The following is a 24862-nucleotide window of genomic DNA, read 5'->3' as shown; positions in this document are numbered from 1 at the left end:
GGGGTCCCGGTGTGCGAGGGGTGCGTCAGGCCGACGCCGGCGGATACAGCGACCGCGGCAGCTGCGACGCCGCCGTCGCGTCCAGCAGCCACAGCGTGCGGGCACGGCCCCGCGCGCCCGCCGCCGGGGCCTGGATCTCGCCCGCGCCCGACAGGGCGATCGCCGCCGCCTCGGCCTTGTCCTCGCCGGCCGCCAGCAGCCACACCTCGCGGGCCGCGCGGATCGCCGGGAGGGTGAGGGTCACCCGGGTCGGAGGGGGCTTGGGCGCGCCGTGCACACCGACCACCGTGCGCTCCGTCTCCCGGACCGCCGGGAACTCCGGGAAGAGGGAGGCCACGTGCGTGTCCGGGCCGACGCCCAGCATCAGGACGTCGAACGTCGGGACGGGCCCGTGGTTCTCCGGACCGGCCGCACGGGCCAGTTCCTCCGCGTAGGCGGCCGCGGCCGCGTCCACGTCGGTGCCGTGCGGTCCGTCGGACGCGGGCATGGCGTGCACGCGCTCCGGGTCCAGCGGCACCGCGTCGAGCAGCGCCTCACGGGCCTGGGTGACATTGCGCTCCGGATCGCCCTCCGGCAGGAACCGCTCGTCGCCCCACCACAGGTCGAGCCGGGCCCAGTCGACCGCGTCCCGGGCCGGGGCCGCCGCCAGCGCGGCCAGCAGGCCGTTGCCGTTGCGGCCACCGGTCAGGACGACGGAGGCCGAGCCCCGCGACGCCTGGGCGTCCACGATCTTCGTGATCAGCCGGGCCGCCGCGGCCCGGGCCATCAGCTCCTTGTCGCGGTGCACGACGAGCTGCGGTGCCGTGGTCACTTCGCCGCCGCCCTCTTCACCGGCGCCTGCGCCGTCGCCCGGTCCGCGGGACCTTTCGCAACCGACTCGACGGGCGCGGGGACCGCCTCGCGCTCCGCTCCTCCTTTGGCCGGCGGCTCACCCGACGGTCCGCCGGACGCCCCGTCCGACGGCTTCAGCCGCTCCACGCCGTACCGCAGCGCCGACGCGTACGTGTCGTCCGGGTCCAGGCGCCGCAGCTCCTCCGCGATCAGCTCCGCCGTGTCCCGGCGCTTGAGCGCCACCGCACGCTTGGGCTGGCCCTGGATGGACAGCGTCGCCAGCGAACCGTCGGCACGGTCCAGCACGATCGGACCGCAGTCGGTGTCCATGCGGACCGCCGTGAGCCCCGGGCCGCCCGACAGCGAGCGCTTCACGGGCACGTCCAGCCGGTCCGCGAGCCACATCGCCAGCAGCTCGCAGCTCGGGTTGAACTCCTCGCCCTCCACCTCGACGCCGACCACCTCGCAGGCGATCTGGTCCAGGGCCGCGGCCAGCATCGAACGCCACGGCGTGATGCGGGTCCAGGACAGGTCCGTGTCGCCCGGGGTGTAGGCGGCGGCGCGGGCCGCGAGCTCCCGGACGGGCTGCTCGCAGGCGTAGGTGTCGGTGACCCGGCGCTGGGCCAGCGCGCCCAGCGGGTCCTTCGCCGGGTCCAGCGGGGCGTTGACCGGCCACCAGACCACCACCGGGGCGTCCGGCAGCAGCAGCGGCAGCACCACCGACTGGGCGTGGTCGACGACCTCGCCGTACAGCCGGAGCACCACCGTCTCGCCGGTGCCCGCGTCCGCGCCCACCCGCACCTCGGCGTCGAGGCGGGACTGGGTGCGGTCGCGGGGCGAGCGGGAGACGCGCCTGATGACCACGAGCGTGCGCGAGGGGTGCTCGTGCGAGGCGTCGTTCGCCGCCTTCAGCGCGTCGTAGGCGTTCTCCTCGTCCGTCACGATGACCAGCGTGAGCACCATGCCGACGGCCGGGGTGCCGATGGCACGGCGGCCCTGCACCAGCGCCTTGTTGATCTTGCTGGCCGTGGTGTCCGTGAGGTCTATCTTCATGGCCGGCGCCAGCTCCGTCCGTCTCGCTCGAGCATTTCGTCCGCCTCGACGGGTCCCCACGTTCCGGCCGGGTAGCGGGCCGGCTTGCCGTTGGTGTCCCAGTACTCCTCGATCGGGTCGAGGATCTTCCAGGACAGCTCGACCTCCTCCGTGCGCGGGAAGAGGTTGGAGTCGCCGAGCAGGACGTCGAGGATCAGCCGCTCGTACGCCTCCGGGCTGGACTCGGTGAACGACTCGCCGTAGGCGAAGTCCATCGACACGTCCCGGATCTCCATCGACGTGCCCGGCACCTTGGAACCGAAGCGCACCGTGACGCCCTCGTCCGGCTGGACGCGGATCACGATGGCGTTGGAGCCCAGCTCCTCGGTGGCCGTGGTGTCGAAGGGCGAGTGCGGGGCGCGCTGGAAGACCACCGCGATCTCGGTGACCCGGCGGCCCAGCCGCTTGCCGGTGCGCAGGTAGAAGGGGACGCCCGCCCAGCGGCGGTTGTCGATGCCCAGCTTGATCGCCGCGTAGGTGTCGGTCTTCGAGGAGGCGTCGATGCCCTCCTCGTCCAGGTAGCCGATGACCTTCGCGCCGCCCTGCCAGCCGGCCGTGTACTGCGCGCGCACGGTGTCCCGGCCCAGGTCCTTCGGCAGCCGGACGGCGCCGAGCACCTTGGTCTTCTCCGCGGCGAGCGCGTCCGCGTCGAAGGAGGAGGGTTCCTCCATCGCGGTGAGCGCGAGCAGCTGGAGCAGGTGGTTCTGGATGACGTCGCGGGCGGCGCCGATGCCGTCGTAGTAGCCCGCGCGGCCGCCGATGCCGATGTCCTCGGCCATGGTGATCTGCACGTGGTCGACGAAGGACCGGTTCCAGACCGGCTCGAACATCTGGTTGGCGAAGCGCAGCGCCAGGATGTTCTGGACGGTCTCCTTGCCCAGGTAGTGGTCGATCCGGAACACCTGGTCCGGGGCGAACACCTCGTGGACGATCGCGTTCAGCTCCTCGGCCGACCGCAGGTCGTGCCCGAACGGCTTCTCGATGACCGCGCGGCGCCAGGAGCCTTCCTTCTGGTCGGCCAGGCCGTGCTTCTTGAGCTGCTGGATGACCACCGGGAAGGAGCGCGGCGGCACCGACAGGTAGAAGGCGAAGTTGCCGCCCGTGCCCTGTGCCTTGTCCAGCTCCTCGATCGTGGCCCGCAGCCGCTCGAAGGACTCGTCGTCGTCGAAGGTGCCCTGCACGAACCGCATGCCCTGGATGAGCTGCTGCCAGACCTCCTCGCGGAAGGGGGTGCGGGCGTGCTCCTTGACCGCGTCGTGGACCTCCTGGGCGAAGTCCTCGTTCGCCCACTCGCGGCGGGCGAAGCCGACCAGCGAGAAGCCGGGCGGCAGCAGGCCGCGGTTGGCGAGGTCGTACACGGCCGGCATCAGCTTCTTGCGGGACAGGTCGCCCGTCACGCCGAAGATGACCAGGCCCGACGGCCCCGCGATGCGCGGGAGCCGTCGGTCCGCCGGGTCACGCAGCGGATTGCTGCTGGACAACGTGTCAGCCCTCCGCGGGGGCGAGGCGCTGCAGCTCCGCCTCGGTCGACTTCAGCAGGTCGTTCCAGGAGGCCTCGAACTTCTCGACGCCCTCGTCCTCCAGGAGCTGCACCACGTCGTCGTACTTGATGCCGAGCCGCTCCACCGCGTCGAGGTCGGCGCGGGCCTGCTCGTAGGTCCCGGCGACGGTGTCGCCGGTGATCTCGCCGTGGTCCTCGGTGGCCAGCAGTGTGGCCTCCGGCATGGTGTTGACCGTGTTGGGGGCGACCAGCTCGGTGACGTACATGGTGTCCTTGTACGCCTTGTCCTTCACGCCGGTGGACGCCCACAGCGGACGCTGCTTGTTGGCGCCCTCGCGCTCCAGCGCGCTCCAGCGGTCCGAGGAGAAGACCTCCTCGTACGCCTGGTAGGCGAGGCGCGCATTGGCGACGGCGGCCTTGCCGCGCAGCGCCTTGGCCTCGTCGGTGCCCAGCGCGTCGATCCGCTTGTCGATCTCGGTGTCCACGCGGGAGACGAAGAACGACGCCACGGAGTGGATCTTCGACAGGTCCAGGCCGCGCTCCCGGGCCTTCTCCAGGCCGGTGAGGAACGCGTCCATGACCTTGCGGTAGCGCTCCAGGGAGAAGATCAGCGTCACGTTCACGCTGATGCCCAGGCCGATGGTCTCGGCGATCGCCGGGATGCCGGCCTCGGTCGCCGGGATCTTGATGAGGGTGTTGGGCCGGTCCACCAGCCAGGCGAGCTGCTTGGCCTCGGCGACCGTCGCCCTGGTGTCGTGGGCCAGACGCGGGTCGACCTCGATCGAGACCCGGCCGTCCCGGCCGTCGGTGGCGTCGAAGACCGGGCGCAGGATGTCGGCGGCGTCGCGGACGTCGGCCGTGGTGATCATGCGGATGGCCTCTTCGACCGTGACCTTGCGGGCGGCGAGGTCGGCGAGCTGCTGGTCGTAGCCGTCGCCCTCGGAGATCGCCTTCTGGAAGATCGTCGGGTTGGTGGTGACGCCCACGACGTGCTGCTGGTCGATCAGCTCGGCGAGGTTGCCGGACGTGATCCGCTTGCGCGACAGGTCGTCCAGCCAGATCGCGACGCCTTCCTCGGAGAGGCGCTTGAGTGCGTCTGTCATGGAAATTCCATCTCCTACGTGTCGTATATGAGCGTCAGCGCCGGGCTGCGGCGATCGATTCCCGGGCCGCGGCGGCCACGTTCTCGGCGGTGAAGCCGAACTCCTGGAACAGCACCTTGCCGTCCGCGGAGGCACCGAAGTGCTCCAGGGACACGATGCGGCCGGCGTCCCCCACGTACTTGTGCCAGGTGAGGCCGATCCCCGCCTCGACGGCCACGCGCGCCCTCACGGACGGCGGCAGGACGCTGTCCCGGTACCCCTGGTCCTGCTCCTCGAACCACTCGACCGACGGCATGGACACCACACGGGTCGGCACGCCGTCGGCCTGGAGCGCCTCACGGGCCTCGACGGCGACGTGCACCTCGGAGCCGGTGGCGATGAGGACGACCTGCGGCTCCGCGCTCTGCCCGGAGGGCCCCTCGGCCTCGAACAGCACGTAGCCGCCGCGCGCCGCGTCCTCGTTCGGCTCGTACGTCGGCACGCCCTGGCGGGTGAGGGCCAGACCGTGCGGGGTGCCCTTGCCGAACTCCTTCGTCCAGCGCCTGAGGATCTCGCGCCAGGCGATCGCGGTCTCGTTCGCGTCCGCCGGACGGACGACGTTCAGGCCCGGGATCGCGCGCAGCGAGGCCAGGTGCTCGACCGGCTGGTGGGTCGGGCCGTCCTCGCCCAGGCCGATGGAGTCGTGCGTCCACACGTACGTCACCGGCAGGTGCATCAGCGCCGACAGCCGCACCGCGTTGCGCATGTAGTCGGAGAACACCAGGAAGGTGCCGCCGTAGATCCGGGTGTTGCCGTGCAGCGCGATGCCGTTCATCTCCGCGGCCATGGCGTGCTCGCGGATGCCGAAGTGGATCGTGCGGCCGTACGGGTCCGCCTCGGGCAGCGGGTTGTCCGCCGGGAGGAACGACGACGTCTTGTCGATCGTCGTGTTGTTGGAGCCGGCCAGGTCGGCCGAGCCGCCCCACAGCTCCGGGATCACCGCGCCCAGCGCCTGGAGCACCTTGCCGGAGGCGGCACGGGTGGCGACGCCCTTGCCCGGCTCGAAGACCGGGATCTTCTCCTCCCAGCCCTTGGGCAGCTCACCGGCGGCGATGCGGTCGTACTCGGCCGCGCGCTCGGCGTTGTTGCCGCGCCACTCCTGGAACGACTTCTCCCACTCGGCCCGGGCCTGCTTGCCCCGCTCCAGCGCCTTGCGGGTGTGGCCGATGACCTCGTCGGACACCTCGAACGTCTGCTCGGGGTCGAAGCCGAGGACGCGCTTGGTGGCCGCGACCTCGTCGTCGCCCAGCGCCGAGCCGTGGGCGGCCTCGGTGTTCTGCGCGTTCGGGGCCGGCCAGGCGATGATCGAGCGCATCGCGATGAAGGACGGCCGGTCGGTGACCTTCTTCGCCTCCTGGATCGCGTCGTGGATCGCGGCCGGGTCCAGGTCGCCGTCCGGCTTGGGGGCCACCCGCTGCACGTGCCAGCCGTAGGCCTCGTACCGCTTGACGGTGTCCTCGGAGACGGCCGTCTCCGTGTCGCCCTCGATCGAGATGTGGTTGTCGTCCCACAGCAGGATCAGGTTGCCGAGCTTCTGGTGGCCGGCCAGCGAGGACGCCTCGGCGGAGATGCCCTCCTGGAGGCAGCCGTCACCGGCGATGCAGTAGACGAAGTGGTCGAAGGGGGACTCGCCGGGGGCGGCCTCCGGGTCGAACAGGCCGCGCTCGTAGCGGGCGGCCATCGCCATGCCGACGGCGTTGGCGACACCCTGGCCCAGCGGACCGGTCGTCGTCTCGACGCCCTTGGTGTGCCCGTACTCCGGGTGGCCCGGCGTCTTCGAGCCCCAGGTGCGGAAGGACTTCAGGTCGTCCAGCTCCAGACCGAAGCCGGCCAGGTACAGCTGGGTGTAGAGGGTCAGGGACGAGTGACCGGCGGACAGCACGAAGCGGTCGCGTCCGACCCAGTCGGGGTCCGCGGGGTCGTGCCGCATCACCTTCTGGAAGAGGGTGTAGGCGGCAGGCGCCAGGCTCATCGCCGTACCCGGATGGCCGTTGCCGACCTTCTGTACGGCATCGGCGGCCAGGACGCGGGCGGTGTCGACGGCCCGCTGGTCCAACTCGGTCCACTCGAGGTCTGTGGTGGTCGGCTTGGTGCTCACCCTGAGTCAGGGCTCCTCTCCACATGTCGGGTGCCGGCGATGCCCACCGGCGAGGTCGAGCCTACCCCCGTAGGACGTGCGTTTTTTCGAGTCGTTCCAGACTGTGGGCACTCCCGCGCATCCGCCTCCTGACTGGGTCGTTCGCGTATTCGGCAGATGAATACGGGGCCGCTCATCCGGGTGCTCAATCGAGCTCGGACACGCACCTCGGAGGGCGCCGTCCAACACGATCGGACCCCCGCGAATGCCCGGGTCTGGGCAACGTCTACAGTGGCGTGGTACGCGCGAGCCCTTACCGCCGTTTCCCGTGCGGGGGCTTGCTGGGATCTCTGTAGGGGTGTGCGTGACGGCCGTTGAATCCCGTCCAGCGGGAATGCTCGGGACGAGCCAGAGCCCGGCCCATCGGCCGTTCGGGGCACGTGTCATGGCGTTCGTGGCTCTCACCAAGCCGCGGATCATCGAGCTGCTGCTCATCACCACCGTCCCGGTGATGTTCCTGGCGCAGCAGGGCGTGCCCGACCTGAAGCTGGTGCTGCTGACCTGTGTCGGCGGCTACCTGTCCGCGGGCGGCGCCAACGCGCTCAACATGTACATCGACCGCGACATCGACGCGCTGATGGACCGCACCTCCCGGCGTCCGCTGGTGACCGGCATGGTCGGCCCGCGCGAGTGCCTGGCCTTCGGCATCACCCTGGCGGTCGTCTCGACGCTGCTGTTCGGCCTCACCGTCAACTGGCTGTCGGCCTGGCTCGCCCTCGGCGCGCTCCTCTTCTACGTCGTCGTCTACACGATGATCCTCAAGCGGCGCACGTCGCAGAACATCGTGTGGGGCGGCATCGCCGGCTGCATGCCGGTCCTGATCGGCTGGACGGCGGTGACGAACTCGCTGTCGTGGGCCCCGGTCGTCCTCTTCATGGTCATCTTCTTCTGGACGCCGCCGCACTACTGGCCGCTGTCGATGAAGGTGAAGGACGACTACGCGCGCGTGGGCGTGCCGATGCTGCCGGTCATCGCCGGCAACAAGACGGTCGCCAGGCAGATCGTGATCTACAGCTGGGTGATGGTCGCGGTCTCGCTGCTGCTGACCCCGCTCGGCTACACCGGCTGGTTCTACACGCTGGTCGCGCTGGCCGCGGGCGGCTGGTGGCTGTGGGAGGCGCACGCGCTGCAGAACAGGGCGAAGGCCGAGGTGACCGGCGCCAAGCTCAAGGAGATGCGCCTGTTCCACTGGTCCATCACCTATGTGTCGCTGCTCTTCGTGGCGGTGGCGGTGGACCCCTTCCTGCGGTAGCCGCCTCCGGGACGTCCGACGGGCGGGGTCCGTGGCCAAGGCCACGGACCCCGCCCGTCGCCGTTCGCCCTACCCATCGGTAGCATCCTGGTCATGGCAGACACGCAAGCGGTGGACCCGAAGGCCGAGCAGAAGGCGGCCCGGCTCGCCCAGCAGATCAGCAGCTTCGCCAAGGCGCACGGCGGTGCCGAGGGACAGGTCGCGTACCTCGGCCGGCGCGGCGCCCGGATCGTGCTCGTCGGTGAGGACGGCGGCTGGGGCGACCTGGTCGCGCCCTCCTACGCGATCGCCGAGCGGGCGGTGGAGAAGGCGGGGATCACCGCCCACGAGAACTTCGACGGCGAGTTCGCGGCCAAGGTCAGGACCGGTCCGTACGAGTGGAGCCGCATGGCGGGCATCCAGGTGGGCGGCCCGTCCAACGGCTGACCGGCCGACCCCAACACCTACTCACCGGTTCACCCGTTAGGACCTGTAGGCAGCACAGCGTCCACACGGGGAGCCCCGGATGATCGACCCGCCGTCCCTCGTGGACCAGTACTGCCACGGCGTACTGCGCACCGAGCTGGGCCTCGGCACCTTCGAGGCCCAGCTGGCCCGCACCGAGGGCCCGCCCGCCCCCGGCACCACCCTCTTCGACACCCAGACCGGGTTCGCCGTGCGCCGCTGGTGCCCGCCCCTGCTGGGCCTGGAGCCGCACTGCCCGCCCGCGAGGTACCTCGCCCGGCGCCGCGAACTGGGCGCGATCGAGGCGGGGCGCCGGCTGCTGCGGGGCAGCGGCATCACCACCTACCTGGTCGACACGGGGCTGCCCGGCGACCTCACCGGGCACGCCGAGCTGGCCACGGCCGCCGGCGCCGAGGCCCACGAGGTCGTCCGCCTGGAGCAGCTGGCCGAGCAGGTCGCCGACACCTCCGGCACGGCCGAGTCCTTCCTCGCCAACCTCGCCGAGTCCGTGCACGCCGCCGCCGCGCACGCCGTCGCCTTCACCTCCGTCGCCGGCCCGCGGCACGGGCCGGCCCTCGCCCCCGAGCCGCCCGGGCCGGGGGAGGTGCGCGGCGCGGCCGGACGCTGGCTGGCCGCTCGCCGGGTCGGGGACGAGCTGAGCGACCCGGTGCTGCTGCGCCACCTGCTGTGGATCGCCGTCGCCTCGGGCCGCCCCCTGCAGCTGCACGCGGGGCTCGGCGCGCCGGGCGCCCGCGTCGACCGCACCGACCCCGTGCTGCTGACCGACTTCGTCCGGGCCACCGCCGGGCTGGGCACCGACCTCGTGCTGCTGCACGGCTACCCCTACCACCGCCACGCCGCCCACCTCGCCGGCGTCTTCCCGCACGTCTACGCCGACTCCGGCGCCGCCCTGGTGCGCACCGGCGCCCGCGCGGCGACCGTCCTCGCGGAGATCCTGGAACTCGCCCCCTTCGGCAAGATCCTCTTCTCCACCGGCGCCCGGGGCCTGCCCGAGCTGCACGTCGTCGGCGCCCGGCTGTTCCGCGAGGCGCTCGGCCGGGTGCTCGGCACCTGGGTGGCGGAGGGCGCGTGGGCACCGGCGGACGCCCGGCGGGTGGCCGGAATGATCGCCTCGGGCAACGCGGGCCGGGTGTACGGGCTGGAGTGAAGCGGGAAGACCGGTCGTATGCCGACCGACACCCTGCTCGACCGCTTCCTCACCGGCCTCGCGCCGCTCGCCCCCGTCGCCGTCTGGGCGCACGGCTCACTGGCCGGCGGCGACTACCGGGAGGGCCGCAGCGACCTGGACCTGATCGCGGTCCTGGACCACCCGATCACGGCCCGGACGGTGTGGCGGGTGGCGCTGCTGCACGCCCGGCTGCGGGCCGAGCCGCTCGTCGACCGGCTGCACTGCACCTACCTGACGCCGGACACCGCGGCGGGCGCCGAGCGGCGCCACCTCACCTGGGCGCACGAGCAGCTGTTCGCACGGCCGGTCACCCCGGTCACCCGGACCGAGCTGCACACCTTCGGGCGCGTCCTGCACGGGGCGCCGCCCGCGGACGTGCTGCCGCCGGTGCCGGACGGCGAACTCGCCGCGTTCGTGGTGCGCGACCAGCGCGACTTCTGGCGGCCGGCGGTGGACCGGGCCGCTCTCTGGGAGCGGGACGTGTGGGTCGACCTGGGCCTGCTGACCTTCGCGCGCGCCACCGTCACCCTGCGCGCGGGCCGGCTGATCTCCAAGCGGGAGGCCCTGGAGGCACTGCCCGGCCTCGGCGCGCCCGCCGAGGTCGTCGAGGACGTCAGGAGCAGGCGCTACGGCGATCCCGCGCCACCGGCCGAGGGGTGGACCGCGCGCCGGGCCCGGCTGACCCGGGACTACCTGGGAGCGGCGATCGACGCGCTCGTCGCGCGGGAGGGCTGAGCCGCCGGAGCCGCCAGGTCGGGTACGGCCGCCTCCGGGCGCTCGCGCAGCGACAGCAGGACCCGGATCACCCAGATCCACATCACGCACGAGCCGAACATGTGCAGGCCGACCAGGACCTCGGGCAGGTCCGTGAAGTACTGCACGTAACCGATCAGACCCTGCGCGAGCAGGATCAGGAACAGCTCGCGGGTGCGGTCCAGCGGGCCCCTGGGGGCGTCGACGGCCTTGAGGACGAACCACAGGGCGAACGTCAGCGTCACCACGATCCACGCCAGCACGGCGTGCACCTTGCTCACCGTCTCCCAGTCGACCGGCATCCGCGGGACCTCGCTGGAGTCGCCCGCGTGCGGGCCCGCGCCGGTCACCACCGTGCCGACCGCGATCAGCAGCACGGACGCGGCCACCAGGAACCACACCAGCTGCTGCACGGCCCTGCCGACCAGCGGACGCGGCGGGGCGTCGCCCTCGCGGGTGCGCTGCCACATCACCGCGGCGACCGCGATCAGCGCCGAGGAGAGCAGGAAGTGCGCCGCGACCGTGTACGGGTTCAGGCCGACGAGGACCACGATGCCGCCGAGGATCGCGTTGCCCATGACGATCCAGAACTGCGCCCAGCCCAGCCGGGTGAGACCGCGCCGGTAGGGCTTCTCGGAGCGCGCGGCGATGATCGCCCAGCCGACCGCCGCGCACAGCACGTAGGTCAGCAGGCGGTTGCCGAACTCGATGACGCCGTGCAGGCCCATCTCGCTGGTCGTGGTGAGCGAGTCCTCGGTGCACTTGGGCCAGGTCGGGCAGCCCAGGCCCGAGCCGGTCAGCCGCACGGCGCCGCCGGTGACCACGATGACCACCGACATGACGAGCGCGGCGAGGGCCGCCCGCCGGACCGTCCGGGGATCCGGGGTCCAGCGTGCGGCGATGAGGGCGAGCGGGTTGCGCACGGCCGCCTGGGCGTCGGCGCGGGTCACGTTTGGCACGCGTCCCATCGTAGGCGGCCGCTTGTGCACGCTTTCACGAGGGTCCGTCTCGGTCATGCCCCTACTCCCAGCGGAAGAACTTCCCGGCCGCCGCGAGACCCGCGACCGCCCAGACGGCGAGGATCCCGAGGTCGTCCCACGGCATCCCGGCCCCGTGCCGGAGCACGTCCCGCAGCCCTTCCGACAGCGCGGAGATCGGCAGCAGGCCGAGCACGGCCTGGGCCGCGTCCGGGAACCTGTCCAGCGGCACGACCACCCCGCCGCCGACGAGCAGCAGCAGGAACACCAGGTTGGCGGCGGCGAGCGTCGCCTCGGCCCTCAGGGTGCCCGCCATCAGCAGGCCGAGCCCGGAGAAGGCGGCCGTGCCCAGCACCAGCAGCAGGAGCACCGCGAGCGGGTTGCCCCGCGGCGACCAGCCGAGCGCGAGGGCGATCGCCGTGACCAGGAGCACCTGGAGGACCTCGGTGACCAGCACGGACAGCGTCTTCGCGGTCATCAGGCCCCAGCGCGGCAGCGGTGAGGAGGCCAGCCGCTTCAGCACCCCGTAGCGGCGCTCGAAACCGGTCGCGATGGCCTGCCCGGTGAACGCCGTCGACATCACGGCGAGCGCGAGGACGCCCGGAGCGAGGAAGTCCACCGTCTCGCCCTCGCCGGTGTCCACGACGTCCACGGTGCTGAACAGCACCAGCAGCAGGGTGGGGATGATCACCGTCAGCAGCAGCTGCTCGCCGTTGCGCAGCAGCATCCTCGTCTCGAGGGCGGCCTGAGCGGCGATCATGCGGGGGAGCGGGGCCGCGCCCGGCTTCGGTGTGTAGGCGCCGGTGGCCGTCATGAGCGCAACTCCTTGCCCGTGAGCTCCAGGAACACGTCTTCGAGGGTGTGCCGCTCCACCGAGATCCGGTCCGGCATCACCCCGTGCTGGGCGCACCAGGAGGTGACCGTGGCGAGCAGTTCCGGATCCATCTTGCCGACGACCCGGTAGGAGCCCGGTGCCGGCTCGTCGGCCGAGGAGTCGGCGGGCAGGGCCTTGAGCAGCGAGGCCACGTCCAGGCCGGGGCGGCCCGTGAAGCGGAGCGTGTTCTCGGCGCCGCCCCGGCACAGCTCCTCGGGGGAGCCCTGGGCGATGACCCGGCCGGCGTCGATGATCGCGACGTCGTCGGCGAGCTGCTCGGCCTCGTCCATGTAGTGGGTGGTGAGGATGACGGAGACGCCGTCGGCGCGCAGGTCCCTCACGAGGTCCCAGGTGGCGCGGCGGGCCTGCGGGTCGAGGCCGGCCGTCGGTTCGTCCAGGAACACCAGCTCGGGGCGCCCGACCACGGCCATCGCCAGCGCGAGCCGCTGCTGCTGGCCCCCGGAGAGCCGCCGGTAGGCCGTGCGGCCGCAGGAGCCGAGCCCGAGCCGCTCGATCAGCGCGTCCACGTCCAGCGGGTGCGCGTGCAGCTTCGCCACGTGCCGGAGCATCTCGTCCGCCCGCGCGCCCGAGTAGACGCCGCCGGACTGGAGCATCACGCCGACCCGGGGCCGCAGTGCCGCGGAGTCCCGCACCGGGTCGAGGCCCAGCACGCGCACCGTGCCGGAGTCCGGCCGCCGGTACCCCTCGCAGGTCTCGACCGTGGTCGTCTTGCCCGCCCCGTTGGGGCCGAGCACGGCGGTCACGCCCTGCCGGGCCACCAGGTCGAGGCCGTCCACCGCGGTCTTCGTTCCGTACCGCTTCACCAGGGCCTGGACCTGGACCACGGGCTCACTTCGCATGGGTCACGAGTCTAGGGAGGCGGCCCGGGTCCCGGACCGGAGGGTGCCGGAACTCCTCCGTACGGGACCGGTGCGCCTGCGGCCGCCGCCGTGCGCGCGCCACCGCGTCCGCCGGCCGGAGCAGCCGCGCCCCGGCCCGGCCGCGCGCCGGGCCCGCGCGGCTGCGCGGGCAGGCCGTCACGGGTGGCGGGAGGGCCGGTCGGAGGGGCGCGGGCACGGTCCGCGCGTCGCCGGACGCCGCTGCCGGACACCGCCGGACTGATCGATCAAAGATCGTTTCCGCAGGTCAGATTAGGTCTGCCTAAGTGACGCAGCGCACCTTCGGGCCGTCCGGGCGCGGCTTGCCCGGCTCGGACGAATTACGCAACAATGGCGTTGTGAAAAACGGCGCACGATCAACGGAGCCTCCCAGCGAGGAGCTGGCGACCGGTGAGCGGTCCACCCGCAACCGGGTCGCCCGCTCCATCCTGGACCACGGCCCCTCGACCGTCGCCGAGCTCGCCGAGCGACTCGGGCTCACCCAGGCGGCCGTACGCCGGCACCTGGACGCGCTGACCGCGGACAACGTCGTGGAGGCGCGCGAGCGACGGGTCTACGGCGCGCGTACGCGCGGGCGCCCGGCCAAGGTGTTCGCCCTCACCGACTGCGGGCGGGACGCCTTCGACCAGTCGTACGACAAGCTCGCCGTGGACGCCCTGCGGTGGATCGGCGAGCAGGAGGGCGGCAGCGAGGCGATCGCCGCGTTCGCCCGGGCCCGGATCGCCGCGCAGGCGGACGCGTACCGCAAGGCGGTCGAGGCCGCGGCCCCCGAGGAGCGGACGGAAGCCCTGGCCAGGGCCCTGAGCGCCGACGGGTACGCTGCAACGGCGCGCAGCGCGCCCCACCCCCAGCGGGGTGAGCAGCTCTGCCAGCACCACTGCCCGGTCGCCCACGCCGCCGAACAGTTCCCGCAGCTGTGCGAGGCCGAGACGGAATTTTTCGCCGAGCTTCTCGGTACGCACGTACAGCGGCTGGCGACCATCGCGCACGGCGACGGCGTCTGCACGACGTTCATCCCCAAGATTTCCCACCACGCATCTGCAAGCACGTCCGGGAGGAACCCCGCATGACTCTCCCCACGGAGACTGCCCACCCCGAGCTCGAGGGTCTGGGCAAGTACGAATACGGCTGGGCCGACCGTGACGAGGCCGGTGCGTCGGCGCGCCGCGGCCTGAACGAGGACGTCGTCCGGGACATCTCCGCGAAGAAGGACGAGCCGGAGTGGATGACCAAGCTCCGCCTCAAGGGCCTGCGCCTGTTCGAGAAGAAGCCCATGCCGAACTGGGGCTCGGACCTGTCCGGCATCGACTTCGACAACATCAAGTACTTCGTGCGCTCCACGGAGAAGCAGGCGGAGTCCTGGGAGGACCTGCCCGAGGACATCAAGAACACCTACGACAAGCTGGGCATCCCCGAGGCCGAGAAGAAGCGCCTCGTCGCCGGTGTCGCCGCCCAGTACGAGTCCGAGGTCGTCTACCACCAGATCCGCGAGGACCTGGAGGAGCAGGGCGTCATCTTCCTGGACACCGACACGGCCCTGAAGGAGCACCCGGAGCTCTTCAAGGAGTACTTCGGCACCGTGATCCCGGCCGGTGACAACAAGTTCGCCGCGCTGAACACCGCCGTGTGGTCCGGCGGCTCCTTCATCTACGTGCCGAAGGGCGTGCACGTCGAGATCCCGCTCCAGGCCTACTTCCGGATCAACACCGAGAACATGGGCCAGTTCGAGCGGACCCTGATCATCGTCGACGAGGGTGCCTACGTGCACTACGTCGAGGGCTGCACCGCCCCGATCTACAAGTCGGACTCGCTGCACTCCGCGGTCGTCGAGATCATCGTCAAGAAGAACGCCCGCTGCCGCTACACGACCATCCAGAACTGGTCGAACAACGTCTACAACCTGGTCACCAAGCGCGCCGTGGCCTACGAGGGCGCGACCATGGAGTGGGTCGACGGCAACATCGGCTCCAAGGTGACGATGAAGTACCCGGCCGTCTACCTGATGGGCGAGCACGCCAAGGGCGAGACCCTGTCCATCGCCTTCGCCGGCGAGGGCCAGCACCAGGACGCGGGCGCCAAGATGGTCCACATGGCCCCGAACACCTCGTCCAACATCGTCTCGAAGTCCGTGGCGCGCGGCGGCGGCCGCACCTCCTACCGCGGTCTGATCGAGATCGGCGAGGGCGCCCCGGGCTCCAAGTCCAACGTGCTGTGCGACGCGCTGCTCGTCGACACCATCTCCCGCTCGGACACCTACCCCTACGTGGACGTCCGCGAGGACGACGTGTCCATGGGTCACGAGGCGACCGTCTCCAAGGTCTCCGAGGACCAGCTCTTCTACCTGATGAGCCGCGGCCTGTCCGAGGACGAGGCGATGGCGATGATCGTGCGCGGCTTCGTCGAGCCGATCGCCAAGGAACTGCCGATGGAGTACGCCCTCGAGCTCAACCGGCTGATCGAGCTCCAGATGGAAGGCGCGGTCGGCTGACACCGGCGCCGTTCCGTCAAGCCCCTCAAGCAAAGGAAAGCGAGCACTACGACAGCCATGGCTGAGGCTCAGAACATCCCGGTGGGCTCCACCACCGCCGGTTCGATCGCGGTCGCCGCGGAGTCGACCGTCGCCACCCGCATGAGCGCGCCCCCGTCCTTCGACGTGGCGGACTTCCCCGTCCCCCACGGCCGTGAGGAGGAGTGGCGGTTCACCCCGCTGGAGCGGCTGCGCGGCCTGCACGACGGCACCGCCGCCGCCACCGGCGGCGTCAAGGTCGCCGTCGAGGCGCCCGAGGGCGTCACCGTCGAGACCGTCGGCCGCGACGACGCGCGGCTCGGCCGCGCGGGCACCCCGGTGGACCGCGTCGCCGCCCAGGCGTACTCCGCCTTCGAGCGGGCCTCGGTCGTGACCGTGCCGAAGGAGACCGTCCTCACCGAGCCGGTCCGCATCGCGGTGCACGGCGAGGGCGGCACCGCCTACGCCCACCAGGTGATCGAGCTCGGCGCCTTCGCCGAGGCCGTCGTGGTCATCGACCACACGGGTGACGCGGTGCTCGCCGCCAACGTCGAGTACGTCCTCGGCGACGGCGCCAAGCTGACCGTCGTCTCCGTCCAGGACTGGGACGACAAGGCCGTGCACGCCGCCCAGCACGACGCCCTCGTCGGCCGGGACGCCTCCTTCAAGTCGGTGATCGTCACCTTCGGCGGCGACGTCGTCCGGCTGCACCCGCGCGTCAGCTACGCCGGCCCCGGCGGCGAGGCCGAGCTGTTCGGCCTGTACTTCACCGACGCCGGCCAGCACCAGGAGCACCGCCTCCTCGTCGACCACAACGTCCCGCACTGCACGTCGAACGTCGTCTACAAGGGCGCGCTCCAGGGCGACGACGCGCACGCCGTGTGGATCGGCGACGTGCTCATCGAGGCCAAGGCCGAGGGCACCGACACCTACGAGATGAACCGGAACCTGGTCCTCACCGACGGTGCCCGCGTCGACTCGGTGCCCAACCTGGAGATCGAGACCGGCGAGATCGTCGGCGCCGGCCACGCCTCCGCGACCGGCCGCTTCGACGACGAGCAGCTCTTCTACCTGATGGCCCGCGGCATCCCGGAGAAGGACGCCCGCCGTCTGGTGGTCCGCGGCTTCTTCGCCGGGCTGGTCCAGCAGATCGGCCTCCCCGACATCGAGGAGCGCCTGATCAGCAAGATCGAGGAGGAGCTGGAGGCGTCGGTCGCATGACCTACCGACGCGCCTGCGGGCTGAGCGAGCTGGAGGAGGACACCCCGAAGCGGGTGGAAATCGACGGCACGCCGGTCTCCCTCGTGCAGACCGAGGGCGAGGTGTTCGCGATCCACGACATCTGCTCGCACGCGAACGTCTCCCTCTCGGAGGGCGAGGTGGACGACTGCCACATCGAGTGCTGGCTGCACGGTTCGCGTTTCGACCTCCGTTCCGGCAAGCCCGACGCCCTTCCGGCGACGCGCCCCGTCCCCGTATACCCCGTAAAGATCGAAGGGGACGACGTGCTCGTCTCCCTCACCCAGGAGTCCTGAGGCACCCATGGCAACGCTTGAAATCCGAGACCTGCACGTCACCGTCGAGGCCGACAACGCCACGAAGGAGATCCTCAAGGGCGTCGACCTCACCGTGAAGCAGGGCGAGACGCACGCCATCATGGGCCCCAACGGCTCCGGCAAGTCGACCCTCGCCTACTCGCTCGCGGGTCACCCCAAGTACACGATCACCGGCGGCACCGTCACCCTCGACGGCGAGGACGTCCTGGAGATGTCCGTCGACGAGCGCGCCCGCGCCGGCCTCTTCCTCGCCATGCAGTACCCGGTCGAGGTCCCCGGCGTCTCCGTCTCCAACTTCCTGCGCACCTCCGCCACCGCCATCCGCGGCGAGGCCCCCAAGCTGCGCACCTGGGTGAAGGAGGTCAAGGAGGCCATGGAGCGCCTCAACATGGACCCCGCCTTCGCCGAGCGCAACGTCAACGAGGGCTTCTCCGGCGGTGAGAAGAAGCGCCACGAGATCCTCCAGCTCGAGCTGCTCAAGCCGAAGGTCGCGATCCTCGACGAGACCGACTCCGGCCTGGACGTCGACGCGCTGCGCGTCGTCTCCGAGGGCGTCAACCGCCTCCGCGAGACCGGCGAGGTCGGCACCCTGCTGATCACGCACTACACGCGCATCCTGCGGTACATCAAGCCCGACCACGTCCACGTCTTCTCCGGCGGCCGCATCGTCGAGTCCGGCGGTGCCGAGCTCGCCGACAAGCTGGAGGAAGAGGGCTACGAGGCATACACGAAGGGTGGCGCATCCGCGTGACACAGCTGCCGGGCCTCCTCGACACCGAGGCGATCCGCAAGGACTTCCCCGTCCTGGACCGCGTCGTCCACGACGGGCGCAAGCTCGTGTACCTGGACAACGCGGCGACCAGCCAGAAGCCGCGCCAGGTGCTGGACGCACTCAGTGAGTACTACGAGCGCTACAACGCCAACGTCCACCGCGGTGTGCATGTGCTCGCCGAGGAGGCCACGGCGCTGTACGAGGGCGCGCGCGACAAGGTCGCCGAGTTCGTCAACGCGCCCAGCCGCGACGAGGTGATCTTCACCAAGAACGCCTCCGAGTCGCTCAACCTCGTGGCCAACATGCTCGGCTGGGCCGACGAGCCCTACCGGGTGGACCACGAGACCGAGATCGTCATCACGGAGATGGAGCACCACTCCAACATCGTGCCGTGGCAGCTGCTCGCGCAGCGCACGGGCGCGAAGCTGAAGTGGTTCGGCCTCACCGACGACGGCCGGCTCGACCTGTCCAACATCGACGAGATCATCACCGAGAAGACGAAGATCGTCTCCTTCGTGCTGGTGTCCAACATCCTGGGCACGGTCAACCCGGTCGAGGCGATAGTGCGCCGCGCCCAGGAGGTCGGCGCCCTGGTCTGCGTCGACGCCTCCCAGGCCGCGCCGCACATGCCGCTGGACGTCCAGGCCCTCCAGGCCGACTTCGTGGCCTTCACCGGCCACAAGATGTGCGGCCCGACCGGCATCGGTGTGCTCTGGGGCCGCCAGGAGCTGCTGGAGGACCTGCCTCCGTTCCTCGGCGGCGGCGAGATGATCGAGACCGTGTCGATGAGCTCGTCGACGTACGCGCCGGCCCCGCACAAGTTCGAGGCGGGCACCCCGCCGATCGCCCAGGCGGTCGGGCTCGGCGCGGCGATCGACTACCTGTCCTCGATCGGCATGGACCGGATCCTCGCCCACGAGCACGCGATCACCGAGTACGCGGTCAAGCGCCTGTCCGAGGTCCCGGACCTGCGCATCATCGGCCCCGCCACGGCCGAGGAGCGCGGCGCCGCGATCTCGTTCACGCTGGGGGACATCCACCCGCACGACGTGGGCCAGGTCCTCGACGAACAGGGCATCGCGGTCCGGGTCGGCCACCACTGCGCGCGGCCGGTCTGCCTGAGGTACGGAATTCCTGCGACCACGCGAGCGTCGTTCTATCTGTACTCCACGCCGGCCGAGATCGACGCACTGGTCGACGGCCTGGAGCACGTACGGAACTTCTTCGGATGAGGGGCTGAGGCGTGAAGCTGGACTCCATGTACCAGGACGTCATCCTGGACCACTACAAGAACCCGCACGGGCGTGGTCTCAGGGACGGCGACGCCGAGGTGCACCACGTCAACCCGACGTGCGGTGACGAGATCACGCTCCGCGTGAAGTACGACGGCACGACCATCAGCGACGTGAGCTACGAGGGCCAGGGCTGCTCCATCAGCCAGGCCTCCGCCTCCGTGCTGAACGACCTGCTGGTCGGCAAGGACCTCGCCGAGGCGCAGCGGATCCAGGAGACCTTCCTGGAGCTAATGCAGTCCAAGGGGAAGATCGAACCCGACGACGCGATGGAGGACGTCCTGGAGGACGCGGTCGCGTTCGCCGGGGTGTCCAAGTACCCCGCCCGGGTCAAGTGCGCCCTCCTCAGCTGGATGGCGTGGAAGGACGCGACGGCCCAGGCGCTGGGCGCCGACGCCGACGCCGAAAGGACAACGGCATGAGCGAGACCGTGGAGACGAAGCCGGCCTCGGAGGAGGAGCTCCGCGAGGCCCTGATGGACGTCGTCGACCCCGAGCTGGGGATCGACGTCGTCAACCTCGGCCTGATCTACGGCATCCACATCGACGACTCCAACGTGGCGACCGTCGACATGACCCTGACCTCCGCGGCCTGCCCGCTGACGGACGTCATCGAGGACCAGGCCAGGTCCGCCACGGACGGCCTGGTCAGCGAGTTGCGCATCAACTGGGTCTGGATGCCGCCGTGGGGCCCCGACAAGATCACGGACGACGGCCGCGAGCAGCTCAGGGCGCTCGGCTTCAACGTCTGAGACGCACGGCAGTTCCAGGAACGGCGACGCCCGCGGGGCGTCGCCGTTCCGCGTGTGCGGCCCGGGAGCCGTTGTGTACGCTCGTACACATGGGATACCTGCTGCTGGCCGGCGCCATCGCCGCCGAGGTCGCCGGGACCACCGCCATGAAGTACAGCGACGGCTTCAGCAGACTCGGACCGTCCCTGCTGACCCTCCTCGGGTACCTCGTCTCCTTCGGGCTGCTCGCGCAGACCCTGAAGACCCTCTCCGTCGGCACCGCCTACGCCATCTGGTCCGGCGTCGGCACCGCCGCGATCGCCACCATAGGGATCGTGTTCATGGGCGAGGGGATGACCCTCGCCAAGGCCGCCGGCATCGCGCTGATCATCGTCGGCGTGGTGGTGCTGAACCTGGGCGGCGCGCACTGATGACCCGGCGCCACGACCCCGGACGGCGGCAGCGGATCATCGACGCGGCGATCCGGGTGGTGGGCCGCGGCGGCATCGCGGGGCTCAGCCACCGCAGCGTCGCCGCCGAGGCCGACGTCCCGCTCGGCTCCACGACGTACCACTTCAAGACCCTCGACGAACTGCTGGTCGCCGCCCTGCGCCAGGCGAACGAGGGCTTCTCCCAGATGATCGCCGCGCGCGACGGCCTGCAGGACCCGGAGACCGACCTGGCGGCCGAACTCGCCGCGCTGACGGGCGAGTGGCTCGCCGGTGAGCGCACCGGCGTGGAGCTGGAGTACGAGCTGTACCTGGCCGCCCTGCGGCGCCCCGCCCTGCGCCCCGTCGCGGCCGAATGGTGCGAGGGCGTCGCCGAGCGCCTGTCCCGCCGCACGGACCCGGTCACCGCCCGCGCCCTGGTCGCGCTGCTGGACGGCATCTGCCTCCAGGTCCTGCTGACCGGCACGCCCTACGACGAGGAGTACGCCCGGGAGATGCTGGCGCGCCTCATCCCGGGACGCTGAGGGCCGCGGCACCGGGCCGCTCGCCCGGCACGTGAGATACGGGCGCACCGGTTCGCATCGTCGGCCCCCCGCCGGTTAGGTTGCCCTCATGACCGACACGACTGCTCACCGCACCACCGGCGCCGCGGCCGCCGGCCTCGCCACCGTCGCCGCCGACGGCACCGTCCTCGACACCTGGTTCCCCGCGCCCGAACTCGTCGCCGAGCCCGGCCCCTCCGGCACCGAGCGGCTCTCCGCCGAACAGGCCGCGGAGCTCCTGGGCGGCGGCGCGACCGCGGCGATCGGGCCGGACGCCCGCCGTGGCGTCGAGGTCGTCGCGGTCCGCACGGTCATCTCCTCGCTCGACGAGAAGCCGGTCGACGCGCACGACGTCTACCTGCGCCTGCACCTGCTCTCGCACCGCCTGGTCAAGCCGCACGGCCAGAACCTGGACGGCATCTTCGGCTTCCTCGCCAACGTCGCCTGGACCTCGCTCGGCCCGGTCGCCGTGGACGACCTCGAGAAGGTGCGGCTCAACGCCCGCGCCGAGGGCCACCACCTGGCCGTGACGTCCGTCGACAAGTTCCCCCGCATGACGGACTACGTCGCCCCCAAGGGCGTGCGCATCGCCGACGCCGACCGGGTCCGCCTGGGCGCCCACCTCGCCGAGGGCACCACGGTCATGCACGAGGGCTTCGTCAACTTCAACGCCGGCACGCTCGGCACGTCGATGGTCGAGGGCCGCATCTCCGCCGGCGTCGTGATCGGCGACGGCTCGGACATCGGCGGCGGCGCCTCCACCATGGGCACGCTCTCCGGCGGCGGCAACGTGATCATCTCCATCGGCGAGCGCTGCCTGATCGGCGCCGAGGCGGGCGTGGGCATCGCGCTCGGCGACGAGTGCGTGGTCGAGGCCGGCCTCTACGTCACCGCCGGTACCCGCGTCACCATGCCCGACGGCCAGGTCGTCAAGGCCCGCGAACTGTCCGGCGCCTCCAACATCCTCTTCCGCCGCAACTCCGTCACCGGCACGGTCGAGGCCCGGCCGAACAACGCGGTCTGGGGCGGCCTGAACGAGATCCTGCACAGCCACAACTGACCGACGACGGCCGTGACCTGCGGCCGTCTACTTGATCATCGCTCTGACCTGCTGTCGAGCTGTTGACGGTTGTCAGCGTTGGTCATGGTTGAGCGCCCTTCCACGGCCCGAGGACGGCCCGGGAGGGCGCTCGTGCATGAATTGCACTGGGGTGCGAGAGGGGCGAGCGCTGACCTGAGTCATCAAACTCTCTTACTTCGAGAAACACCATGCGATGCCGAAGGACCACCTAGGATGGCAGGATGCGGGATCACGATGCTGGGGCGACAGTGGAGGGGAACGTGCCTGAACAGGATGCGGATTACGAAGAAATTGCGCAATCGCTGAGGAACTTTGCTCCCGCATTGGAATCCCTCCTTCGGGAGTTGCTCATATCTCAGGGTATCCAGTTCCATTATGTTCGGTCGCGCGTGAAGACTAAAACTAGCACCGTTCGCAAACTAGCCAATCCCGCGAAGAGCTATACTGGAATTGGCGATTTGACTGACATGTTGGGTGTGCGTATTGTTACGTACTTCCCCGATGACGTTGACCATGTCGCTAAACTCGTTCGCCAAGAGTTCTCAATTGACGAAGACAATTCTACCGATAAGAGGGCGCTGCTAGATCCGGATCGATTCGGCTACCTATCTTTGCATTTTGTGGCCAGCCTTGGAGGGGGCAGGGCACAGCTTGCAGAGTATGCCAGGTTTGCCGACGTAACTTTCGAGATCCAGATTAGATCCATTTTGCAGCACGCGTGGGCCGAAATTGAACACGACTTGGGCTACAAGAGCTCAAGTGCTGTTCCTGTGGAGATCAGGCGGAGATTTTCGCGGATCGCTGGCCTCTTGGAAGTGGCCGACAATGAGTTTCAGGAGATTAGAAATTACCTGGACAGGCACCAGCGCTCTCTCCAGGCGGCAAGTGGCCGGCAGTGGAGGGAGGTGGCCATTGATCAAGATTCCGTGTATGCGTTCATTAGGACGGAGCCTTTGGCTCGACGGCTGGATCGGCAAATCGCTAAGTCTGTCGGGATGTCGCTCACGCGTTCAGATCGAGGTTACGCCGCAACTCGCCAAGATGAATTGGAAGGTGCGGGATTCGAGACTCTGGCTGAAGTTAAAGGCTATATTGAGCAGAACTTTGACGCGATCGCCAATTTTGCCCGTGGCTGGATTTCGGACAAGAAAGTTGGCCCCCTTTGGCCTAAGGGTTCAAGCGGTGGGGAGGACCGAGATTCCGATGTGCCGGATTTTGTCGATGATGATGACTTCAATGTGCTTCCGTTGGGTGTTGGCCTTTTCTACGTGCATCTCTATAAGTGTGCCAGCGGTGACGTAGCGGATCCGCCTTACCATGAGCAAACGGTCCGTAAGCTGAAGGCGAAGTTTGCCGAGATTTCGAACGGTCAATAGATGGTGCTCGTGGTCGCCTTCGTGTTGAAGGTCGGTGGAGCGGCTTTGGGCTGGAGCTGCTTTGGGGCGAGTGATCTTGGCCCCGTAAGCTGATGGCGAGTCGGGCAGTCTGTGGACCTGCCCGTTAAAGCACGATGTTGGGGCCAAGATCTTAGAGGCTCGCCCCAAAGTGGCTGCCTAAAGCCGTGGAGCCGACCGCCCCAGCCACAGAGGGTGTCTCCCTGCTTTATGCCCGCAGCCGCCGAGCGCGCCGCCGGGCGCGGCCAGCCGGGGCGCAGACAGGAGGCAGGCCGCGCCGCAGAGGCGGCGCGCGCCCGCGCCGTGCGCGGGCCTTGATGAAGTAGGGAAAGTCTTACCGCGCTCTGGTCGGCAACCGCTCGATCGTGGCCTGTCGGCGCACTACTCGACTCGGCTACCGTTCCATCCATGCCTTCTGCACTGGACACACCCCAGGGAGCGGCCGAACTCGCCGAGTCTCTGCTTCCTCCGCTCGGGAACCGCTGGCTGCACACTCAGGCCGTGGCGGCTCGGGCTCGCGAGGCTTCTGCGGCTGTGTCCGAGGCAGACCGGGATCTCCTTGTCGCTGCCGCATGGCTGCATGACATCGGCTACGCGCCCGAGCTGCGTGACACCGGGTTCCATCCCCTCGACGGTGCCCGGCACCTCGAATCGCTGGGTGCGCCGGCGCGCCTGGTGCGGCTGGTCGCTCATCACTCCGGAGCCGTGTACGAGGCGGAGCAGCGCGGACTCTCGGCAGAGCTGGCCGTCTATGAGCGGGAAGACTCGCCGGTCCTGGACGCCCTGATTTTCGCCGACATGACGACCGGCCCCGCCGGGCAGTCCTTCGACTTCGACATCCGGATTGACGAGATCCTGGTCCGCTACGAGCCGGGCAGCGAGGTACACAACGCGATCAGCAAGGCGCGGCCTTATCTTCAGGGCGCTGTCGAACGGACTCGCGACCGCATGGCGCATCAGCCGATGTAGGGCTCCGCCCGGTCGGCCAGGCCGTGCTCGATCCGCATGCGCATCGACGGGTGGATGTTCAGCTCGTCCAGCTTGCTCGGGTCGACGAAGGCCACTTCCTTGCTCTCGCTGCTCGTCCGCAGCTGGCCGCCGGTGATGCGGGCGTGGAAGCAGATGGAGAACTGCTGACGGACCTCGCCGTCGTCGTATGCCATGACGTGCCCGGGGTTGGTGTAGATGCCGACGAGGCCGGTCACCTCCACGTCGAAGCCGGTCTCTTCCTTCGTCTCGCGTACGGCTGCGTCGGGCGCTGACTCGCCCAGGTCGATGCCACCTCCGGGCAGGGCCCAAAGATCGTTGTCGGTCTTGTGGATCAGCAGGACTTCCCCGGCCTTGTTGCGGGCCACGGCGGTCACGGAGGGGACGAGGCTGTTCGCCTTCGGAGCGTTGGGATCGTTGAAGTAGTCAACACGGGCCATGTGTTCAGCGTTGCACGTCCGG

26 protein-coding genes are annotated in these 24862 nt (G+C 70.1%); 17 read left to right on the top strand and 9 right to left on the bottom strand.

Going from position 1 to position 24862, the window contains the following annotated elements; genetic code table 11:
* Window positions 1–25: 25 nt before the first annotated feature.
* Genes pgl through tkt form a run of 5 tightly spaced genes read right to left on the bottom strand, consistent with a single transcriptional unit; the run spans window position 26 to window position 6664 of the window.
* Window positions 26–811: a 6-phosphogluconolactonase gene (pgl, locus tag GL259_RS10890; RefSeq protein WP_159531557.1), complete on the bottom strand. Its 786-nt coding sequence runs from the start codon at window positions 809–811 to the stop codon at window positions 26–28.
* Window positions 808–1884, bottom strand: coding sequence for a glucose-6-phosphate dehydrogenase assembly protein OpcA (opcA, locus tag GL259_RS10885; RefSeq protein ID WP_159531555.1), 1077 nt, complete (start codon window positions 1882–1884; stop codon window positions 808–810). The genes pgl and opcA overlap by 4 nt, the downstream gene beginning before the upstream one ends.
* Window positions 1881–3404 carry a glucose-6-phosphate dehydrogenase gene (gene zwf / locus GL259_RS10880; protein ID WP_159531553.1) on the bottom strand — a complete coding sequence of 508 codons (1524 nt, stop codon included), beginning with the start codon at window positions 3402–3404 and terminating at the stop codon, window positions 1881–1883. Before zwf ends, opcA begins: the two co-directional genes overlap by 4 nt.
* Window positions 3405–3408: 4 nt before the next feature.
* Complete coding sequence (gene tal / locus GL259_RS10875) at window positions 3409–4527, bottom strand: transaldolase (RefSeq protein ID WP_159531551.1); 1119 nt, start codon at window positions 4525–4527, stop codon at window positions 3409–3411.
* Between the two features lie 34 nt (window positions 4528–4561).
* On the bottom strand, window positions 4562–6664 hold the full coding sequence (tkt, locus tag GL259_RS10870) for a transketolase (RefSeq protein ID WP_159531549.1): 2103 nt from the start codon (window positions 6662–6664) through the stop codon (window positions 4562–4564).
* Window positions 6665–7037: 373 nt separating this feature from the next.
* On the opposite strand from tkt, the gene GL259_RS10865 reads away from it, so the two are divergent.
* The 4 genes from GL259_RS10865 (at window position 7038) to GL259_RS10850 (ending at window position 10323) form a co-directional block, all read left to right on the top strand.
* Window positions 7038–7955 carry a heme o synthase gene (locus tag GL259_RS10865; protein WP_208026455.1) on the top strand — a complete coding sequence of 306 codons (918 nt, stop codon included), beginning with the start codon at window positions 7038–7040 and terminating at the stop codon, window positions 7953–7955.
* Window positions 7956–8048: 93 nt separating this feature from the next.
* Window positions 8049–8381 carry a hypothetical protein gene (locus tag GL259_RS10860; RefSeq protein ID WP_166461466.1) on the top strand — a complete coding sequence of 111 codons (333 nt, stop codon included), beginning with the start codon at window positions 8049–8051 and terminating at the stop codon, window positions 8379–8381.
* A 79-nt stretch (window positions 8382–8460) separates the two neighbouring features.
* A complete protein-coding gene (locus tag GL259_RS10855) occupies window positions 8461–9567 on the top strand; it encodes an amidohydrolase family protein (protein ID WP_159531545.1) in 1107 nt (368 codons plus the stop codon).
* Between the two features lie 18 nt (window positions 9568–9585).
* A complete protein-coding gene (locus tag GL259_RS10850) occupies window positions 9586–10323 on the top strand; it encodes a nucleotidyltransferase domain-containing protein (RefSeq protein WP_159531543.1) in 738 nt (245 codons plus the stop codon).
* Here GL259_RS10850 and GL259_RS10845 read toward each other — a convergent pair.
* Genes GL259_RS10845 through GL259_RS10835 form a run of 3 tightly spaced genes read right to left on the bottom strand, consistent with a single transcriptional unit; the run spans window position 10278 to window position 13052 of the window.
* Entirely contained in the window at window positions 10278–11309 is a 1032-nt protein-coding gene (locus GL259_RS10845; RefSeq protein WP_243762284.1) for a COX15/CtaA family protein, read from the bottom strand. The two genes, GL259_RS10850 and GL259_RS10845, sit on opposite strands and share 46 nt — an antisense overlap.
* 52 nt (window positions 11310–11361) lie before the next feature.
* Window positions 11362–12132: an ABC transporter permease gene (locus tag GL259_RS10840; protein ID WP_159531538.1), complete on the bottom strand. Its 771-nt coding sequence runs from the start codon at window positions 12130–12132 to the stop codon at window positions 11362–11364.
* On the bottom strand, window positions 12129–13052 hold the full coding sequence (locus GL259_RS10835) for an ABC transporter ATP-binding protein (RefSeq protein ID WP_159531536.1): 924 nt from the start codon (window positions 13050–13052) through the stop codon (window positions 12129–12131). Before GL259_RS10835 ends, GL259_RS10840 begins: the two co-directional genes overlap by 4 nt.
* A gap of 377 nt (window positions 13053–13429) precedes the next feature.
* Here GL259_RS10835 and GL259_RS39315 point away from each other — a divergent pair, with 377 nt between their 5' ends.
* The 13 genes from GL259_RS39315 to GL259_RS10770 all read left to right on the top strand — a co-directional run bounded on the left by GL259_RS39315 (window position 13430) and on the right by GL259_RS10770 (window position 24382).
* Window positions 13430–14161 (top strand): ArsR family transcriptional regulator, encoded by a 732-nt coding sequence (locus GL259_RS39315; RefSeq protein WP_159531534.1) that lies wholly within the window; start codon window positions 13430–13432, stop codon window positions 14159–14161.
* Complete coding sequence (sufB, locus tag GL259_RS10825) at window positions 14158–15579, top strand: Fe-S cluster assembly protein SufB (protein WP_159531532.1); 1422 nt, start codon at window positions 14158–14160, stop codon at window positions 15577–15579. Before GL259_RS39315 ends, sufB begins: the two co-directional genes overlap by 4 nt.
* Before the next feature lie 57 nt (window positions 15580–15636).
* Window positions 15637–16818, top strand: a complete 1182-nt coding sequence (gene sufD / locus GL259_RS10820; protein WP_159531530.1) for a Fe-S cluster assembly protein SufD — start codon at window positions 15637–15639, stop codon at window positions 16816–16818.
* The gene (locus tag GL259_RS10815; RefSeq protein ID WP_159531528.1) at window positions 16815–17132 is read left to right on the top strand and encodes a non-heme iron oxygenase ferredoxin subunit; all 318 of its coding nucleotides are present in this window, start codon (window positions 16815–16817) and stop codon (window positions 17130–17132) included. Before sufD ends, GL259_RS10815 begins: the two co-directional genes overlap by 4 nt.
* Window positions 17133–17139: 7 nt before the next feature.
* Window positions 17140–17904: a Fe-S cluster assembly ATPase SufC gene (sufC, locus tag GL259_RS10810; RefSeq protein WP_159531526.1), complete on the top strand. Its 765-nt coding sequence runs from the start codon at window positions 17140–17142 to the stop codon at window positions 17902–17904.
* Window positions 17901–19157: a cysteine desulfurase gene (locus GL259_RS10805; protein WP_159531524.1), complete on the top strand. Its 1257-nt coding sequence runs from the start codon at window positions 17901–17903 to the stop codon at window positions 19155–19157. The genes sufC and GL259_RS10805 overlap by 4 nt, the downstream gene beginning before the upstream one ends.
* Window positions 19158–19168: 11 nt before the next feature.
* Window positions 19169–19639 carry a Fe-S cluster assembly sulfur transfer protein SufU gene (gene sufU / locus GL259_RS10800; protein WP_159531522.1) on the top strand — a complete coding sequence of 157 codons (471 nt, stop codon included), beginning with the start codon at window positions 19169–19171 and terminating at the stop codon, window positions 19637–19639.
* Window positions 19636–19968 carry a metal-sulfur cluster assembly factor gene (locus GL259_RS10795; RefSeq protein ID WP_159531520.1) on the top strand — a complete coding sequence of 111 codons (333 nt, stop codon included), beginning with the start codon at window positions 19636–19638 and terminating at the stop codon, window positions 19966–19968. Before sufU ends, GL259_RS10795 begins: the two co-directional genes overlap by 4 nt.
* An 89-nt stretch (window positions 19969–20057) precedes the next feature.
* Window positions 20058–20378 (top strand): multidrug efflux SMR transporter, encoded by a 321-nt coding sequence (locus GL259_RS10790; protein ID WP_159531518.1) that lies wholly within the window; start codon window positions 20058–20060, stop codon window positions 20376–20378.
* Window positions 20378–20920, top strand: coding sequence for a TetR family transcriptional regulator (locus GL259_RS10785; RefSeq protein ID WP_159531516.1), 543 nt, complete (start codon window positions 20378–20380; stop codon window positions 20918–20920). Before GL259_RS10790 ends, GL259_RS10785 begins: the two co-directional genes overlap by 1 nt.
* An 88-nt stretch (window positions 20921–21008) precedes the next feature.
* Complete coding sequence (gene dapD / locus GL259_RS10780) at window positions 21009–21998, top strand: 2,3,4,5-tetrahydropyridine-2,6-dicarboxylate N-succinyltransferase (protein ID WP_159531514.1); 990 nt, start codon at window positions 21009–21011, stop codon at window positions 21996–21998.
* A 281-nt stretch (window positions 21999–22279) separates the two neighbouring features.
* Complete coding sequence (locus tag GL259_RS10775) at window positions 22280–23395, top strand: hypothetical protein (protein WP_159531512.1); 1116 nt, start codon at window positions 22280–22282, stop codon at window positions 23393–23395.
* A 426-nt stretch (window positions 23396–23821) separates the two neighbouring features.
* Window positions 23822–24382: an HDIG domain-containing metalloprotein gene (locus GL259_RS10770; protein ID WP_159531510.1), complete on the top strand. Its 561-nt coding sequence runs from the start codon at window positions 23822–23824 to the stop codon at window positions 24380–24382.
* On the opposite strand, the gene GL259_RS10765 is transcribed toward GL259_RS10770, so the two are convergent.
* Complete coding sequence (locus GL259_RS10765) at window positions 24370–24840, bottom strand: NUDIX domain-containing protein (RefSeq protein WP_159531508.1); 471 nt, start codon at window positions 24838–24840, stop codon at window positions 24370–24372. The two genes, GL259_RS10770 and GL259_RS10765, sit on opposite strands and share 13 nt — an antisense overlap.
* Window positions 24841–24862 lie beyond the last annotated feature (22 nt).

This window comes from Streptomyces sp. Tu 3180 (genome assembly GCF_009852415.1).
In the GTDB taxonomy this organism is placed as follows: domain Bacteria; phylum Actinomycetota; class Actinomycetes; order Streptomycetales; family Streptomycetaceae; genus Streptomyces.
The sequence above is the reverse complement of the archived record's forward strand: the minus strand, read 5'-3'. Positions and strand labels throughout refer to the sequence as shown.